This window comes from Variovorax multivorans, from assembly GCF_051216835.1.
In the GTDB taxonomy this organism is placed as follows: Bacteria; Pseudomonadota; Gammaproteobacteria; order Burkholderiales; family Burkholderiaceae_C; genus Variovorax.
On sequence record NZ_JBPJZL010000001.1, the window covers coordinates 355772 to 372222 of the forward strand.

General features: G+C 65.9%; 17 protein-coding genes. 5 read left to right on the top strand and 12 right to left on the bottom strand.

What is annotated here, in order from left to right; translation table 11 throughout:
• Positions 1-80 precede the first annotated feature (80 nt).
• From ACSFCA_RS01690 to ACSFCA_RS01710, 5 genes are all read right to left on the bottom strand, one after another.
• Entirely contained in the window at positions 81-1565 is a 1485-nt protein-coding gene (locus ACSFCA_RS01690) for a malonyl-CoA decarboxylase (protein ID WP_435458406.1), read from the bottom strand.
• Between the two features lie 28 nt (positions 1566-1593).
• Positions 1594-2262 carry a GntR family transcriptional regulator gene (locus ACSFCA_RS01695; protein WP_435458407.1) on the bottom strand — a complete coding sequence of 223 codons (669 nt, stop codon included), beginning with the start codon at positions 2260-2262 and terminating at the stop codon, positions 1594-1596.
• Between the two features lie 112 nt (positions 2263-2374).
• Entirely contained in the window at positions 2375-3205 is an 831-nt protein-coding gene (gene lgt / locus ACSFCA_RS01700) for a prolipoprotein diacylglyceryl transferase (protein ID WP_258354424.1), read from the bottom strand.
• A 65-nt stretch (positions 3206-3270) separates the two neighbouring features.
• A complete protein-coding gene (locus tag ACSFCA_RS01705; RefSeq protein WP_093056478.1) occupies positions 3271-3540 on the bottom strand; it encodes a hypothetical protein in 270 nt (89 codons plus the stop codon).
• 32 nt (positions 3541-3572) lie between these two features.
• A complete protein-coding gene (locus ACSFCA_RS01710; RefSeq protein ID WP_258354423.1) occupies positions 3573-4346 on the bottom strand; it encodes an SDR family oxidoreductase in 774 nt (257 codons plus the stop codon).
• A 125-nt stretch (positions 4347-4471) separates the two neighbouring features.
• On the opposite strand from ACSFCA_RS01710, the gene ACSFCA_RS01715 reads away from it, so the two are divergent.
• Complete coding sequence (locus ACSFCA_RS01715) at positions 4472-5416, top strand: LysR family transcriptional regulator (RefSeq protein ID WP_435458408.1); 945 nt, start codon at positions 4472-4474, stop codon at positions 5414-5416.
• 24 nt (positions 5417-5440) lie between these two features.
• Here the strand turns inward: ACSFCA_RS01715 and ACSFCA_RS01720 are convergent, their stop codons facing one another.
• Complete coding sequence (locus tag ACSFCA_RS01720; RefSeq protein ID WP_435458409.1) at positions 5441-6385, bottom strand: LysR family transcriptional regulator; 945 nt, start codon at positions 6383-6385, stop codon at positions 5441-5443.
• 102 nt (positions 6386-6487) lie between these two features.
• On the opposite strand from ACSFCA_RS01720, the gene ilvD reads away from it, so the two are divergent.
• Entirely contained in the window at positions 6488-8182 is a 1695-nt protein-coding gene (gene ilvD, locus ACSFCA_RS01725) for a dihydroxy-acid dehydratase (RefSeq protein WP_093056474.1), read from the top strand.
• A 10-nt stretch (positions 8183-8192) separates the two neighbouring features.
• Here ilvD and ACSFCA_RS01730 read toward each other — a convergent pair whose 3' ends face one another.
• Together ACSFCA_RS01730 and ACSFCA_RS01735 are read right to left on the bottom strand one after the other, a co-directional pair.
• A complete protein-coding gene (locus ACSFCA_RS01730) occupies positions 8193-9026 on the bottom strand; it encodes a DUF3592 domain-containing protein (protein ID WP_258354419.1) in 834 nt (277 codons plus the stop codon).
• Positions 9027-9078: 52 nt separating this feature from the next.
• The gene (locus ACSFCA_RS01735; RefSeq protein ID WP_258354418.1) at positions 9079-9333 is read right to left on the bottom strand and encodes a TIGR04438 family Trp-rich protein; all 255 of its coding nucleotides are present in this window, start codon (positions 9331-9333) and stop codon (positions 9079-9081) included.
• Positions 9334-9441: 108 nt separating this feature from the next.
• Between ACSFCA_RS01735 and ACSFCA_RS01740 the strand changes: the two genes are divergently transcribed.
• A complete protein-coding gene (locus tag ACSFCA_RS01740; RefSeq protein ID WP_258354417.1) occupies positions 9442-9756 on the top strand; it encodes a c-type cytochrome in 315 nt (104 codons plus the stop codon).
• 18 nt (positions 9757-9774) lie between these two features.
• Here the strand turns inward: ACSFCA_RS01740 and ACSFCA_RS01745 are convergent, their stop codons facing one another.
• Together ACSFCA_RS01745 and acs are read right to left on the bottom strand one after the other, a co-directional pair.
• Positions 9775-10275: an SPFH domain-containing protein gene (locus tag ACSFCA_RS01745; RefSeq protein ID WP_093073774.1), complete on the bottom strand. Its 501-nt coding sequence runs from the start codon at positions 10273-10275 to the stop codon at positions 9775-9777.
• Positions 10276-10414: 139 nt separating this feature from the next.
• Entirely contained in the window at positions 10415-12412 is a 1998-nt protein-coding gene (gene acs, locus ACSFCA_RS01750) for an acetate--CoA ligase (protein ID WP_435458410.1), read from the bottom strand.
• Between the two features lie 157 nt (positions 12413-12569).
• Between acs and ACSFCA_RS01755 the strand changes: the two genes are divergently transcribed.
• On the top strand, positions 12570-13205 hold the full coding sequence (locus ACSFCA_RS01755; protein WP_258354414.1) for a YqhA family protein: 636 nt from the start codon (positions 12570-12572) through the stop codon (positions 13203-13205).
• Between the two features lie 10 nt (positions 13206-13215).
• On the opposite strand, the gene ACSFCA_RS01760 is transcribed toward ACSFCA_RS01755, so the two are convergent.
• Positions 13216-14133 carry a LysR family transcriptional regulator gene (locus ACSFCA_RS01760; protein ID WP_093056467.1) on the bottom strand — a complete coding sequence of 306 codons (918 nt, stop codon included), beginning with the start codon at positions 14131-14133 and terminating at the stop codon, positions 13216-13218.
• A gap of 113 nt (positions 14134-14246) precedes the next feature.
• Between ACSFCA_RS01760 and ACSFCA_RS01765 the strand changes: the two genes are divergently transcribed.
• Positions 14247-14864 carry an NAD(P)-dependent oxidoreductase gene (locus tag ACSFCA_RS01765; RefSeq protein WP_435458411.1) on the top strand — a complete coding sequence of 206 codons (618 nt, stop codon included), beginning with the start codon at positions 14247-14249 and terminating at the stop codon, positions 14862-14864.
• A gap of 47 nt (positions 14865-14911) precedes the next feature.
• Here ACSFCA_RS01765 and fumC read toward each other — a convergent pair whose 3' ends face one another.
• Positions 14912-16309, bottom strand: a complete 1398-nt coding sequence (gene fumC / locus ACSFCA_RS01770) for a class II fumarate hydratase (protein WP_435458412.1) — start codon at positions 16307-16309, stop codon at positions 14912-14914.
• Between the last annotated feature and the right edge of the window lie 142 nt (positions 16310-16451).

Here is a 16451-nt window from a genome sequence, read left to right on the forward strand (position 1 = left end):
TGTCGTTGTGGATCTTGCCGCACGATGCGGCTGTTGCAGGCGCTTGTGGCGCCGGCGCTTGGGACTTTCCGATACGGACTTCAGCCTTTTTTGAAGTACAGGCTTTCGACGTCTCCCGATACTGCCACCTTGCCATCCGCCAGCCAGGTGCGATGCTTGTCCAGGCGCTTGAGGTCGTAGAGGTAGTTGACCATGAGCCCGTAAGACTGCTTGTGCCCCTTGGGCGACGGATCGCCGGCCCAGTTCAGGCGCTCCACGCGGGCGCCGTTGCCCAGGTGAAAGCGCGCAACCGGATCGGCCGGCGTGCCGTCGACCAGCGCGCGGCCGAGGTACTCGGCGGCGGCCTGCATCAGCCATTGGCGCAGCGGCGATTTCGCGTCGAAGGTGGCGGCCGCGTCGAAGGTGGCGGCCGCGTCGAATGCGGCGAGCAGGCGCTCGGCGGTCGGCGGCAACGAGCCGACGAGGCGGCCGAGCTCGGCTTCGCGCTTCTCGTCGAGGCGCGGCAGCAGGTCGGCGGCGTTCTTCGCGAGCCAGGTGCGAAAGCCCGGAATCGGCGAAAGCGTGGCGAAGGTCTTCAGGCGCGGCAGCTCGTCCTGCAGGGTCTCGACCACGCGCTTGATGAGCGAATCGCCGAAGCTCACGCCGCGCAGGCCGTTCTGCGTGTTGCTGATCGAATAGAAGATCGCGGTGGTGGCCCTTGCCGGCAGCACGGGCACGGCGGCCTCGTCGAGCAGCGGCGTGATGCCGTCGCTGATGCGGTCGACCAGCGCCACCTCGACAAAGATCAGCGGCTCGTTGGGCAGGCGCGGATGGAAGAAGCCGTAGCAGCGGCGGTCGCTGTCGTCGAGCCGGTTCTTCACGTCGGACCAGCTCTTGATGTCGTGCACCGCCTCGTAGCGGATGAGCTTCTCGATCAGCGAAGCCGGCGAATCCCAGTCGATGCGGCGCAGTTCGAGGAAGGCCACGTCGAACCAGGTGGAGAAGAGTTGCTCCAGCTCGGCGTCGAGCGCAAGCAGGCGCTTGTCGGCCTTCAGGCACGGAAGCAGGTCAGCGCGCAGGTCGACCAGGAAGCGCATGCCTTCGGGCTCGACCGCAAAGCGCTGCAGCAAGCGCATGCGCGGCGACACCAGCGCGCGGCGCAGGCGCAGTTCGGCCTGGCCTTCGTCGGGCGTGCCGACCGCCGCCTGGTGCTGGTCGCGGGCAGTCTTGAGCTTTTGCGCATCGGCGGCGAAATGCTCGCTCATGAGCGCCCAGTAGTCGCGGCGCTCTTCGGCCGTGGCGGTACGGTAGGCGTCCGCGATGGCGTGGGCGCGGCGGCCACCCTCGACCTCGCTCACGCGCGGGTCGATCACGGCCTGCAGGTCGGCCAGCACGCGGCGCAGCGCGCGCGGCGACAGGGCTTCGTCGGCCTTGCGCAGAGTGACCTGCAGGCGCTCGGCGGTCGAGCGTGCACTGGGCTTGGGCGCATTCTTCGGCGCGCTCTTGGCAGCAGCTTCGGGCGCCACCGGCACCTTGGACTTTTCGCCAGAACGCAGCCGCGCCTGGAACCATTCGGTCGCACTCATCGGGGCACTCCAATTTTTGAGGGGATGGTCACGGCATCACCCTGGATTTCTGATTGCGCATGACTTCGCGCAGCGCCTCGCGCTGGCGCGTCATGTGCGTGCGCATGGCGGCGTCGGCGCCTTCGCTGTCGCGCGCCTTGAGCGCGGCGAACACGGCCAGATGCTCCGACAGGCTCTGGTCGAGCCGACCCGGCGCATGCAGCTGCTGCAGCCGCGCGAGCTTGAGGATCTTGCGCAGGTCGCCAATCACCTGTGCCAGCCACTTGTTGTCAGCGAGCTTGATGATCGCCTCGTGAATGATGTGGTTGGTGGCGTAGTAGTCGTTGATGCGGCGCGCCTTGGCGTGGCGCACCAGTCGCTCGTGCAGCGCGTCGAGCTCGTGCAGCTCGGCGTCGCTGGCATTGCGGGCTGCCTCGTAGGCGCAGCGTCCTTCGAGCAGCGCGATGACGGGAAAGATCTCGTCGAGGTCGCGCTCGGTCACCTCGTTGACGAAGCAGCCGCGCCGCGGCTCGTGCCGCAGCAGGCCTTCGGCGGTAAGCACCTTGAGCGCCTCGCGCAACGGCGTGCGAGAGATGAAAAGCCGCTCGCACAGGGCCGCTTCGTCCAGGAAGCTGCCGGGAATCAGCGTGCCGTCGAAGATCTGCTCGCGCAGCGTGGCAGCGACTTCATCGTGCAGGGAGTTGGGGACCAGGCGCATACGGATCGGGGCAGCAAGTGCAGCGTAATTTCCTGTAATTACGCGTAATTCTGAGCCTGCACCCGATCCGGCGCGGCTGGTACTTACCCTGCGAACTTCCGATTCAAGAGGCTCAAGCGCGCGCGGTGGCGGCCTTGCTGCCGGCGCGGCCGAACCAGAACCACAGCGCGATGCCGGCGATCACCATCGGCACGCTGAGCCACTGCCCTTGGCTCAGGTTGAGCGCCCGCAGACCGAGGAAGTCGTCGGGCTCGCGGAAGTACTCCGCCACAAAGCGCAGCACGCCGTACCCAATCAGGAACACCGCGGCCACCTGCCCCTGCTTGCGTTCCTTGCGCGCATAGAGCCACATCACCACGAAGAGCAGCAGCCCTTCGAGCAGAAACTGGTAAACCTGCGAGGGATGGCGCGGCAGCATCGAGTTGCTTTGCGGAAACACCATGCCCCAGGGCAGATCGGGGCTGCTGAAGCGGCCCCACAGCTCACCGTTGATGAAGTTGCCCACGCGGCCGGCGGCAAGACCTGTCGGCACGCAGGGCGCGACGAAGTCCATCACCTGCCAGAACGGCCGTGCGCGCGAACGCGAGAACCAGACCATCGCGCCGATCACGCCGAGCAGCCCGCCGTGGAAGCTCATGCCGCCCTGCCACACGTAGAGGATTTCGAGCGGATGCGTGAGATAGAACTCGGGCTTGTAGAACAGGCAATAGCCCAGCCGCCCACCGACGATGACGCCCATCACACCGAGGAAAAGAATGTCCTCGATGTCCCTGCGCTGCCATGCGCCCGCGCCCACCAGCGAGCGGTACGGCTCATGCCGCAGCCGGCGCGTGCCGAGAAAATAGAACAGTGCGAACGCGGCCAGGTAGGTCAGGCCATACCAGTGAATGGCCACCGGCCCGAGCTGCAGGGCGATGGGGTTGATCTGCGGATACATGAGCATCCGCGGATTGTGCCCCGGCCGAATGTCGGGGCCGGGACGGGGATATTCAGGCCGCTACCGAAGAACTAGCGCCCGAACTTCCACCACAGCAGCCCCGCTACCACGGCCGGCACCGCGAAGATCAGCAGGAAGATCGGCAACTCCTCGGCCACCGAGTACCCCGCCTTGATCACGCCCACGGCCATGTTGATGCCCGCGCCGATGAACCACGCCGGAATGAACCACTTGGCCGCCACGGCCAGCGCCGCCGAAGAGCCATCGCCCATGAAGCGCGCGGCCAGCAGGAACACCACCAGCAGCACGAAGCCGCCGCCCATCACCATGATCGTGTGCATGTCGTTCGTCCTCCAGGCGGCATCTTGCCGGATCAGCGCGTGGTGTAGCCGCCGTTGGCAAAAATCGTCTGCCCGGTGATCCACCAGCCTTCGGTGACGAGGAAGCGCACGATGGGTGCGATGTCTTCGATGTCGGTGAGGCCCTTCTTCGAGAATTTGCTGAGCGCGGCGGCGCTGCTGTGGTACTCGACGGCCTCCTTGCTCTCCTGCCCGTAGAAGAACGGCGTGTCCATGGGGCCGGGGCCGATCGCGTTGACCGAGATGCCGCGATCGCCGAACTCCTTCGACGCGGCCCGCGTGTAGTGCTCCACCGCCGCCTTCGAGCCCGGGTAGATCGCATAGAACGGCGTGTAGGCCGCCAGCAGCGAACTCACCAGCGTGACGATGCTGCCGCCGTCGGCCAGCGTGCGGCCGGCCTGCTGGATGAAGAAGAAGGCAGCCTTGGCGTTGGCGTCGAAGCTCTTGTCGTAGTCGGCTTCGGTGACGTCGAGGATCGGCTTCTTGATGACGACACCGGCGGTGTTGATGGCGATGTCGACCTGCCCGAAATGCTTCACCGCCTGGTCGAACAGCTTCACGCTGTTGTCGACCACCGAGAGATCGCCCTGCACCAGCAGCGTGTCGGCGCCCTTGGCCTTGAGCGCGGCGGCGGTTTTCTCGGCGTCGGCGCGCGAGGAATCGCTGTTGTAGTGAATGGCGACGCCACGGGCACCGCCGTCGACCATCTGATGGCCGATAAGGGCGCCGAGGTTCTTGCCACCTCCGGCGATGACGACGACCTTGTTCTTGAGAGTGCGTGCGGACATGAATGGACTCCTTTGCAGAGGGTGATGCGTGACGGAGCATTCAGTCTATTGATCAGTACATGGCAGATAAATCACCTGGCCAAGGCTAGACTGTTCATTAATTCACGAACAATCTCGGCAATTCCATGGACCGCATCGACCTCCTCCAGGTTTTCGTGCGCGTGGCCGAAGCCGGCAGCTTCACGCGCGCAGCCGATCGCCTGGGCCTGCCGCGCGCGACCATCTCGACGGCCGTGCAGCAGCTCGAAACCCGTCTCGGCTCGCGCCTGCTGCACCGGACCACGCGCCGCGTGGGCCTCACGCCCGACGGCGAAGTGATGCTGGAGCGCGCCCGCGCGCTGGTCGCCGACATGGAAGACATGGAGCAGCAGTTCCTGCCCGCGCATGGCCAGGTGAGCGGACGGCTCAAGGTCGACGTGCCGAGCCGCATCGCGCGACGGCTGATCGCGCCGGCGTTGCCGGGCTTCTTCGAGCGCCACCCGGCCATCGAGCTCGAACTGGGCTCCAGCGACCGCGCGGTGGATCTCGTGCTCGAAGGTGTCGACTGCGCACTGCGCGTGGGGCCGCTGGCCAGCAGCAGCCTGGTGGCACGGCCGCTCGGGCATTTCACGCTGATCAACTGCGCGAGCCCGGCCTACCTGACGCGCCACGGCACGCCGCGCACACCCGCCGATCTGCCGCAGCACATGGCCGTCAACTACGCCTCGCCGACCAGCGGGCGGGCGGCACCGTGGGAATGGCAACGCGACGGCGAAACCGCGAGCTTGCGCATGCGCAGCCAGGTGGCGGCGAACAATGCCGAGACCTACATCGCCTGCGCACTGGCCGGCCTGGGCCTGATCCAGATTCCGGCATACGACGTGCGCGAGCACCTCGCGGCCGGCGAGCTGGTCGAGGTACTGCCCGACGCACGCGCCGAGCCGCTGCCCGTGCAACTGGTGTACCCGCACCGGCGCAACCTGTCGCGGCGTGTGCAGGCCTTCGCGGGTTGGCTCGAAACCCTGCTCTCCGATTCGCTCGACCCGCGAGCTACGTCGAAGACGGGTGGCGCGCGGGCATCGCGCAGATAGAGGCAAAGGCAGGCGCCCTGCCCGCTATTTCGCCTGGGTCTGCGCCGTGCGCTCGCGCACGAATGCCACGAAGCGCGCCAGCGCCGGATGCGCGGCCTGTGCGGGCCACACAAGGCTTGTTTCGCAGGCCGGCAACACCACACGACGCCGCCCCACACCCTTGAACTCGTCGACCTGCCGGTAGACAACGCCCGCGCGCCGGAACTGCATCACGCTGTGCGGCACCCAGGCAACGCCAATGCCGCCCGACACCAGATTGACGATGGTCTGCATCTGGATTGCCTCCTGCGCCACCTGCGGCACGCGGCCGGCCGCGTGATAGAGGTCGAAGACCGCGTCGTGCAGCGAGGGCACGATGCGGCGCGGAAAGATCACCAATGGCTCGGCCAGCACCTCCGCCAGCGGCACGGGCCGCGCGCGAGCGAGCCGGTGCTGCGCCGGCAGGGCCAGCACCAGCGCCTCTTCCTCCACCGGCAACCGGGCCAGCCCGGGCGGCGCCGCACCGGGCGAATGCAGCATCAGCCCCGCGTCGATCTCGCCACGTGCGAAGGCTTCGAGCTGCACATCGCCGGTGGCTTCGACCAGTTCGAGCGCCACCTCAGGGCACAGCACGCGGAACTCGCGCACCCAGGCCGGCAACTGCTCGAAGCCGACGGTCGAGACGAAGGCGATGCGCACGCGCCCCACCTGCCCCGCCGCTGCTGCCCGTGCCCTTGCCGGCAGCGCCTGCGCACGGGCCAGCAGCTCGCGCACATCTGGCAGCAGGGCCTCGCCGGCCGGCGTGAGCGCCACGCGCCGCCGGGTACGGTCGAACAGCACCACGCCCAGCGTCTTCTCGAGCTGGGCAATGGCTTGCGTGACCGGTGGCTGCGTCATGTGCAGCCGCAGCGCGGCGCGGCCGAAGTGCAGCTCTTCGGCCACGGCGACGAACTGGCGCCAGGCCCGCAGGTCGATCAGGGCTTCATTCATATGCCAAGCATATCAATCTGTTCTTGAAAATGGATTGGAAGCAATCAATCAGAAGTCCGATACTTGGGCTCCCCCCGATCTCCCCACGATAGAAGAGACACCATGGACACCAAGCCAATCCAGATCAACCGCCGCAGCGCCAACATCGTCGAAGGCAAGAGCCGCGCGCCCAACCGCTCGATGTTCTACGCCATGGGCTACGAAGAAGGCGACTTCAAGAAGCCGATGGTCGGCGTCGCCAACGGCCACAGCACCATCACGCCCTGCAACTCGGGCCTGCAGAAGCTGGCCGACGCGGCCATCGCGGGCATCGAGGAAGCCGGCGGCAACGCGCAGGTGTTCGGCACCCCCACCATCTCCGACGGCATGGCCATGGGCACCGAGGGCATGAAGTACTCGCTGGTCAGCCGCGAAGTCATCTCCGACTGCATCGAAACCTGCGTGGGCGGCCAGTGGATGGACGGCGTGCTGGTGGTCGGCGGCTGCGACAAGAACATGCCCGGCGGCCTCATGGGCATGCTGCGCGCCAACGTGCCGGCCATCTACGTGTACGGCGGCACCATCCTGCCGGGCCGCTACAAGGGGCAAGACCTGAACATCGTGAGCGTGTTCGAGGCCGTGGGCCAGAACGCCGCCGGCAACATGAGCGACGAAGACCTGCACGAGATCGAGAAGCGCGCCATTCCCGGCACCGGCTCGTGCGGCGGCATGTACACGGCTAACACCATGTCCAGCGCATTCGAGGCGCTGGGCATCTCGCTGCCCTACTCGTCGACGATGGCCAACCCGCACGACGAAAAGGCCAACTCGGCCAAGGAATCGGCCAAGGTGCTGATCGAGGCGATCAAGAAAGACCTGAAGCCGCGCGACATCGTGACCAAGAAGGCCATCGAGAACGCGGTGGCGGTCATCATGGCCACGGGCGGCTCGACCAACGCGGTGCTGCACTTCCTGGCCATCGCGCACGCGGCCGAGGTCGAGTGGACCATCGACGACTTCGAGCGCATGCGCAAGAAGGTGCCGGTGATCTGCGACCTGAAGCCCTCGGGCAAATACCTCGCGGTCGACCTGCACCAGGCCGGCGGCATTCCGCAAGTGATGAAGGTGCTGCTGAAAGCCGGCCTGCTGCACGGCGACTGCATCACCATCAGCGGCCAGACCATCGCCGAAGTGCTGAAGGACGTGCCCGACGTGCCGCGCGCCGACCAGGACGTGATCCGCCCCATCGACAAGCCCATGTACGCCGAAGGCCACCTCGCCATCCTGAAGGGCAACCTGTCGCCCGAAGGTGCGGTCGCCAAGATCACCGGCCTGAAGAACCCGGTCATCACCGGCCCGGCGCGCGTGTTCGACGACGAGCAATCGGCGCTCAAGGCGATTCTCGACGGCAAGATCAAGGCCGGCGACGTGATGGTGCTGCGCTACCTCGGCCCCAAGGGCGGACCGGGCATGCCCGAGATGCTGGCGCCGACCGGCGCGTTGATCGGCGCGGGCCTCGGCGAAAGCGTGGGCCTGATCACCGACGGCCGCTTCTCGGGCGGCACCTGGGGCATGGTGGTGGGCCACGTGGCGCCCGAGGCTGCGGCCGGCGGCACCATCGCTTTCGTGAACGAGGGCGACTCGATCACCATCGACGCGCACGAACTCAAGCTCGAACTGAACGTGCCAGAGGCCGAGATCGCCAAGCGCCGCGAAGGCTGGAAGGCACCGGCTCCGCGCTACACGCGCGGCGTGCAGGCGAAATTCGCGTTCAACGCCTCGAGCGCGAGTTCGGGCGCGGTGCTCGACAAGTTCTGAAATCCGCCAGTCAGGCCATCATCCACGCGCCGTAGCCGAAGGCCAGAAACCCGAGGCCTACGATCGCGAGGATGCTGCGAGCCTGGAACTCCAGTGCCGGCGGCAGGCTTTGCACGAGAAAGTGCAGCATGGCGCCGGCACCGATGGTCATGAAGCCCGCGCCGAACTGTTTCATCGGTTCCGGGTCGGGATAGAGAAACACCAGCGCAAAGCCGGCCAGGAAGACGATGTTGGCGAGCACGGTGCCGCGCGTACGCCAGCGCTTCTGCCCAGGCGTGGGCTCGCGCACCGGCGGTGGCCTGCTGCCGTAGCCGTACCTGCTGCGCCCCTCCTTCAGCGCCATGCCGATGAAGAACAGGCCGAACATGCTCGGAAACGCACCAAAGATGCCGAGCCCCCAGACCCCGCCCCACATGTTCTGGAAATCGGCCACCAGCGCCTTCGAGGGATCGGCCACGCTGTAGCGCACCTCCACCGCGTCGCCCCACTCCTTGCCCGACAGGCCGCCGCCCAGCCCCTTGACGCGGCGCTTCTCCCCGTCGGATGCGGTGTATTCGACGATGGGCGCGCGCGATACCGTCGTGCGGCCGTTGCTGTCCTTGCTTTGTTCGTCGACGAACTCGACCAGGCTGCCCTGCACGCTGGTGGTTCCGGCAATCGACTGATAGCGGTGCCAGCCGATGGTGGCCGCACCGTAGAGGCCGGCCAAGCCGATCACCAGCGCCCCGACACCCACGCCCCAGAAAAAGCTCTTGAGCCACCCCACAAGCCCGCCGAGGGCCGGACCGACCAGCAGGGATAGTCCGAAGACGATCAGCGCGTGGGTGGTGGCTTCTTCGTCCATGACACTTCTGCTTGATGCATGCGGTGCCGGGACTTCAACCGATGGAGCTGACTCACCGGCGCGGGCGCTGCCCGTTGCTGGTCTTCATGCCCATGTTGGTCTTCTGGCGGTCGATGCGGTCCTGCTTGCGCCGTTCTTCCCGCTCGATGACCTTGCGCTTGGTATAGCCCGACGAATCGGCCCAGGCCCACCACGCGACAGCCATTGCAAACGGAGACAGCACGATCCACCAGCTCCAGCCAGCAACCATGCCCACTTCGAAATACTTGAGGGCCAGTCCAAGCAGGCCCAATGCCAGAAACCACATTGCGAATCCCTCCGGGTCGTACTGGCAACGCATCCGTACGCCGTGCACGGTGCTACCTACAATCGCGTTGAGTCGAATGTAACTCAGCCCTTACCAAATAGATCCCCCATGAAAAGAGTCTTGTTGTCGGCTGCTCTGGGCCTCGGCCTCGTAGCACTCGCCGCGCCCGCCTTCGCAGACCTGGCCCTGGCGACTTCGAAGAACTGCATGAGCTGCCACGCGGTCGAGCGCAAGGTGCTCGGCCCGTCGTTCAAGGACGTGGCCGCCAAGTACAAGGACGACAAGGGCGCCGCCGACACCCTTGCCAGCAAGATCATGAAGGGCGGCTCCGGCGTGTGGGGACCGGTGCCGATGCCGGCGAACAACCAGGTCAGCGAAGCCGACGCGAAGAAGCTCGCGGCCTGGGTGCTGTCGACGAAGTAGGCAGCACCCGAAGAGGCATCACGCCTGCGGGTTGATGTCCGCCGGCACCGGCCGGCGTTCGATGCGGTCTTCGAGCTGGCCGATATGGGCGGCCACGGTGTTGTCGGTCTGATCCGAGCGCAGGCGGATCGCGGTTTCGAGCTGCTCCAGACGAGCCAGCATCGCCGCCTGACGGTCAGCGTTCTGCGCCATGTGCTTGTTCTCCTGCGCCTCCAGGAAATTGCGCAGCTCGGTGAAGCGCGAGGCTTCGGCCTTGTCCGCCAGGTCGCGCTGGACCTGCATTTCCTTGGTGTGGCGCTTGGTGTCGATCAGCACCGAGCTGTGCAGGTACAGCACGTACACGAGGAAGAAAGCGGCCAGCACCACCGTCAGGCCCAGCATGATCAGGCCCAGCGGCGCCGAGACGGTCATGAAGCCCAGCCACACGTCGGTGGATGCAGACAGCGTGCCCCAGTTCAGCGCGGCGAGCGCCGCGATGAGCAGGACGATGACAAAAAGAAAAGCAGATCTCACGCCCATGGGGGCCTCCTTCGGAAAGATCGAACACGTCGAAAACCCGTGCGCGTCGAGGCACACGGTGGTTGCGACGGTTTTACCTCAGCGAAGAGCTCCGTTCGGCGCAGATGGCCGCATAGACGGCCATGTCCTACAGCACCGGTCAGTTGGTCTGTGACAACTGTTCGAGGATCGCGGGATTTTCGAGCGTCGATGTGTCCTGCGTGATCGCCTCGCCCTTGGCGATGCTGCGCAGCAGGCGCCGCATGATCTTGCCGCTGCGCGTCTTGGGCAGGTTGTCGCCGAAGCGGATGTCCTTGGGCTTGGCGATGGGGCCGATTTCCTTTGCGACCCAGGCGCGCAGCTCGTTGGCGATCTGCTTGGCCTCTTCACCAGTCGGGCGTGCGCGCTTGAGCACGACGAAGGCGCACACCGCCTCGCCCGTCACGTCGTCGGGTCGACCTACGACGGCGGCTTCGGCCACGAGGTCGGTCTTCGACACCAGCGCCGATTCGATTTCCATCGTGCCCAGGCGGTGGCCCGACACGTTCAGCACGTCGTCGATGCGACCGGTGATGCGGAAGTAGCCTCGGTCCGCGCTGCGCACCGCACCGTCGCCAGCAAGGTAGATCGTGCCGCCCATCTCCTCGGGGAAGTAGCTCTTCTTGAAACGCTCGGGGTCGTTCCAGATCGTGCGGATCATCGAGGGCCACGGCCGCTTGATGACCAGCATGCCGCCCGCGCCATTGGGCAAGTCCTTGCCGGTCTCGTCGACGATGGCGGCCATGATGCCCGGCAGCGGCAGCGTGCAAGAACCCGGCACCAGCGGCGTGGCGCCCGGCAGCGGCGTGATCACGTGGCCGCCGGTCTCGGTCTGCCAGAAGGTATCGACGATGGGGCAACGCTCGCCGCCGATATTGCGGTGGTACCACATCCACGCTTCGGGATTGATCGGTTCGCCGACCGAACCGAGGATGCGCAGGCTCGTGAGGTCCCAGTTCTTCGGGTGCACCTTTTCGTCGCCCTCGGCCGCCTTGATGAGCGAGCGGATCGCGGTGGGCGCGGTGTAGAACACGCTGACCTTGTGCTTCTCGATCATCTGCCAGAAGCGGCCCGCGTGCGGGAAGGTCGGAATGCCTTCGAACACCACCTGCGTGGCGCCGGCCGCGAGCGGACCGTAGGCAACGTAGGTGTGGCCGGTGATCCAGCCGATGTCGGCCGTGCACCAGAACACGTCTTCGGGGCGGATGTCGAAGGTCCAGTCCATCGTGAGCCTGGCCCACAGCAGGTAGCCGCCGGTGGCGTGCTGCACGCCCTTGGGCTTGCCGGTGGAACCAGAGGTGTAGAGGATGAAGAGCGGGTGCTCGGCGTTGACCGGCACGGGCGAGCAATCGGTGCTCTGGCCTTTCAGCGCTTCGGCGAATGTCTTGTCTCGGCCTTCGACGCGTGCCCACGCGGTGGGCGTGCGCTCGTACACGAACACAGTCTTGATCGATTCGCAGCCGCCGAGCGCGATGCCGTCGTCCACGATGGCCTTGAGCGGCAGTTCCTTGCCGCCGCGCAGCTGGTAATTGGCAGTGATGACCGCCACCGCGCCCGCGTCGATGATGCGCTCCTGCAGCGCCTTGGCCGAGAAGCCGCCGAACACCACGCTGTGGGTGGCGCCGATGCGCGCGCAGGCCTGCATGGCGATCACGCCCTCGACCGTCATCGGCATGTAGATGACGACGCGGTCGCCCTTCTGGATGCCCTGCGCCTTCAGCGCGTTGGCGAACTGGCTCACGCGGGCGAGTAGTTCCTTGTAGGTGACGTTGGTGACGGTGCCGTCGTCGGCTTCGAAGACGATGGCCGTCTTGTTCTCGACCGGGGTGCCGATATGCCTGTCGAGGCAGTTGGCGCTGGCGTTGAGCTCGCCGTCGCCGAACCACTCGTAGAACGGTGCCTTCGACTCGTCGAGTGTCTTCGTGAAGGGCTTGGTCCAGTCCAGGTTGTCCTTGGCCAGGCGGGTCCAGAACCCTTCGAAATCCTGCTCGGCCTCCTTGCACAGGGCCTCGTAGGCGGCCATGCCGGAAATGCGGGCGCCCTGCGTGGCGCGGGCGTCGGGCGGGAACACGCGGTTCTCGACCAGGACGGATTCAATGTTCTTCGATGCGCTGCTCATGCTCTATGTCTCCTGGATGGGTGCGGCCGTAATGTCGACGGGTCCACTTACGGGTCACTGACGGGCTTGCGAAGGTCAGATGTTAGTTCTCGGGGTTATCACGAGTGCGTCACGGGGGCACCTCTAGAATCCCCGGTCCCCAACCACCGCCTTGCCGATGTCCGCTCCCGAACCTTTCGACACCCGGAACCCGCCCGTACCAGCCCGCGCTTCACCGCTGCGCCCCCTGCCCAAGCTGATCTTTGCGAGCCGCTGGCTGCAGCTGCCGCTGTACCTGGGGCTGATCGTGGCGCAGGCCGTGTACGTCGTGCACTTCCTGGTCGAGCTGCTGCATCTGGTCGAGGCCGCGTTCGGCAGCAAGGAAGCGCTGCAGGCGCTCATCACCAGCATCGGCTACAAGACCACCGCGCCGGTCGGCACACTGAACGAGACGGTGATCATGCTGGTGGTGCTGGCGCTGATCGACGTGGTGATGATCTCGAATCTGCTCATCATGGTGATCGTGGGCGGCTACGAGACCTTCGTGAGCCGCATGGATCTCGAAGGCCATCGCGACCAGCCCGAATGGCTGAGCCACGTGAACGCCTCGGTGCTCAAGGTGAAGCTGGCCACCGCCATCATCGGCATCAGCTCCATTCACCTGCTGAAGACTTTCATCAACGCGGACAACTACACCGACCGCGTGCTGATCGCGCAGACCGTGATCCACATCGCCTTCCTGTTCTCGGCAATGGCCATTGCCTACACCGACCGGCTGATGGCCCCGGCGCCTCACGCCGGCGACGGCCACTGAGCCTTGCCTCCTAGCCTGCGTGCGGCGCGTCCCACGCAGGCACTTCGGTGAATCGCTCGGCCAGGAAGTCGAGCATCGTGCGCAAGGTGGCCGGCATGTGCTTGCGAGAGGCGTACACGGCATACATGCCCACCACCTGCGGCTCGAAATCGCCGAAGAGGCGCACCAGTTCGCCCTTCTGCAGCAGCTCCGACGTGAGATAGGTCGGCAGCATCGCGATGCCGGCCCCTGCCCTTGCCAGGTACATCAGGCTCGCCGCGTCGTTGGCGGAGACATTGCCATCCACGGCCACGGACACCGGCTCCCCGTTGTCCTTGCGCGTGAAGTTCCACAGGCTGCGTCCAAAGTAGGAATGCGTGAGGCAGTTGCGCTGGGCAAGCTCTTCCACGCGCAGGGGTTTTCCGTGCTCCTTCAGATAGGCCGGTGAGGCGCAAACCACCGATCGGCACGTGGTGAGCCGGCGCGCAATCAGATTGGGGTCGATCTCCGCCGCCGTACGAATCGCGAGGTCGATGCGCTCGTCCACGAGGTTGACGGTTCGGTCCAGCAGCACCAGGTCGACCATCACGGCCGGATAGAGCCGCACATAGTCGGCAATCGCGTCGGCCAGTTGTGCCTGCGCAAACGAGGTTCCGGTGGTGATGCGCAATTGCCCCCGCGGCGCCTCGGCCGGATGCCGCACCGCGGCCTGCATGTCGCCCGTGAGTTCCAGCACCTGGCGGCAACGCGGCAGCAGTTCTTCGCCTGCGGCGGTGAGGCTGAGGCGGCGCGTCGTGCGGTGCAGCAGGCGCGCGCCGGTCCATTGTTCCAGTTCGGCCACGTAGCGCGTGACCACCGGGCGGGACATGTCGAGCTTGTCGGCGGCGGCCGAAAGGCTGCCCGAATCGACCACGTTCACGAACACGCGCATTGCATTCAATCGGTCCATTCGAACGATTTTAGGAATAAACAAGCGCGCAAATCGAGGTATTTCTTTCGAAACCAGAAACCTAAGATGCGGTTCATCCCATCCGATCTTTCGATCTTTTACAGGAGTCACTCATGAGCCACATCGCCATCATCGGCGCCACCGGACGCGCCGGCGGCCGCCTTCTGGAAGAAGCCCTGCGTCGCGGCCACACCGTCACGGCCATCGCCCGCAAGGCCAGCGACAAGCTGGCAGGCCGCGCCAACGTGAAGGCCATTGATCTCGACGTGCTCGATGGCACAGCGCTCGAAAAAGCGCTGGCCGGCCATGACGCCGTGTTCAGCGCCGCGCACTTCTCCACCGTGCCGCCCGCGGCCATCATCGAGCCGGTCAAGCGCGCGGGCGTGAAGCGCCTGCTGGTGGTCGGCGGCGCCGGCAGCCTGTTCGCGGCGCCCGGCCTGAAAGTGATCGACACGCCGAACTTCCCTGATGCCTATCGTGCCGAAGCCTCGGCCGGCGGCGTGTTCCTCGACACGCTGCGTAGCGAGAAAGAACTGGACTGGACCTTCCTGTCGCCCTCAGCCGAGTTCGTCGAAGGCGAGCGCACAGGCAAGTTCCGCCTGGGCAAGGACGACCTGCTGGTGAGCGCCGAAGGCCGCAGCTGGATCACCTTCGAGGACTACGCAATCGCGTTCATCGACGAGCTTGAAAAGCCGGCGCACTCCCGTCAGCGATACACGATCGGCTACTGAAACAAAAAAGGACCCGACGAGGGTCCTTTTTTAATAGGCTGACCGAATCAACGGCCAGTCATGTTCTCCGGCACCACCCACTGGTCGAACTGTTCGGCCGTGAGGTGCCCCGAGGCAATCGCCGCTTCGCGCAGGCTCGTGCCTTCCTTGTGTGCCTTCTTCGCAATGTAGGCCGACTTGTCGTAGCCGATGTGCGTGTTCAGTGCCGTCACCAGCATCAGCGAACGCTGCACCAGCTCGGTGATGCGTTCGCGGTTCGGCTCAATGCCCACTGCGCAGTGGTCGTTGAAGCTCACCATGCCGTCGGCCAGCAGGCGCACGCTCTGCAGGAAGTTGTGCGCCACCATCGGGCGGAACACGTTCAGCTCGAAGTTGCCTGAGGCGCCGCCGATGTTGATGGCCACGTCGTTGCCGAACACCTGCGCGGCCAGCATCGTGACGGCCTCGCTCTGGGTCGGGTTGACCTTGCCCGGCATGATCGACGAGCCCGGTTCGTTCTCGGGAATGCTCAGTTCGCCGATGCCGCTGCGCGGGCCGCTCGCGAGCCAGCGCACGTCGTTGGCGATCTTGTTCATGCTGGCGGCGAGCGTCTTCAGCGCGCCGTGGGCGTGCACCAGCGCGTCGACGCTGGCCATGGCTTCGAACTTGTTCGGCGCGGTCACGAATGGCAGGCCCGTGAGCTTTGCCAGTTCGGCCGCGACTTGCTCTGCGTAGCCCTTGGGCGCGTTGAGCCCGGTGCCGACGGCCGTGCCGCCCAGCGCCAGTTCGCTCAGATGCGGCAGCGCGGCGCGCACATGCGCCTCTCCGTGCGCCAGTTGCGCCACGTAGCCCGAGAACTCCTGGCCCAGCGTGAGGGGCGTGGCGTCCTGCAGGTGAGTGCGGCCGATCTTCACGATGTCGGCGAAGTCCTTCGACTTCTGCTCCAGCGTGCCGCGCAGCTTGGCAATGGCCGGCAGCAGCTTGTGCGTGATGGCCTCCACGGCGGCCACATGCATGGCAGTCGGGAACACGTCGTTGCTCGACTGGCTGCGGTTCACATCGTCGTTCGGGTGCACGAGGCGGCCTTCGCCGCGCTCGCCGCCGAGGATTTCGCTGGCACGGTTGGCCAGCACCTCGTTGACGTTCATGTTGGTCTGCGTGCCCGAGCCGGTCTGCCAGACCACCAGAGGGAACTCGCCCGGGTGCTTGCCGGCGATGACTTCGTCTGCGGCCGCCACGATGGCGTTGGTCTTCTTCTCGTCCTGCAGGCCCAGCGCGTGGTTGACCACGGCGGAGGCGCGCTTGACCTGGGCCAGCGCCTTGATGATCTCGCGCGGCTGCTGCTCGCCGGAGATGTCGAAGTTCTGCAGCGAGCGCTGCGTTTGCGCGCCCCACAGCTTGTCGGCCGGCACGTCGATCGGTCCGAAGGTATCGCGCTCGGCACGGGTCTTGGGGGAAGTCGTCATGAGAAAAAGCTCCGCAGGATCATGAAAGGTCGCGCCGCTCGGCGGGCGCGAGCCCGAGTATCGGCCAATAGGAATAGCTCGCATCTGACGGGGCCATTGGCTGGCCGCTGACATCACGATACGCCTCCCGCCTTGACCGCAT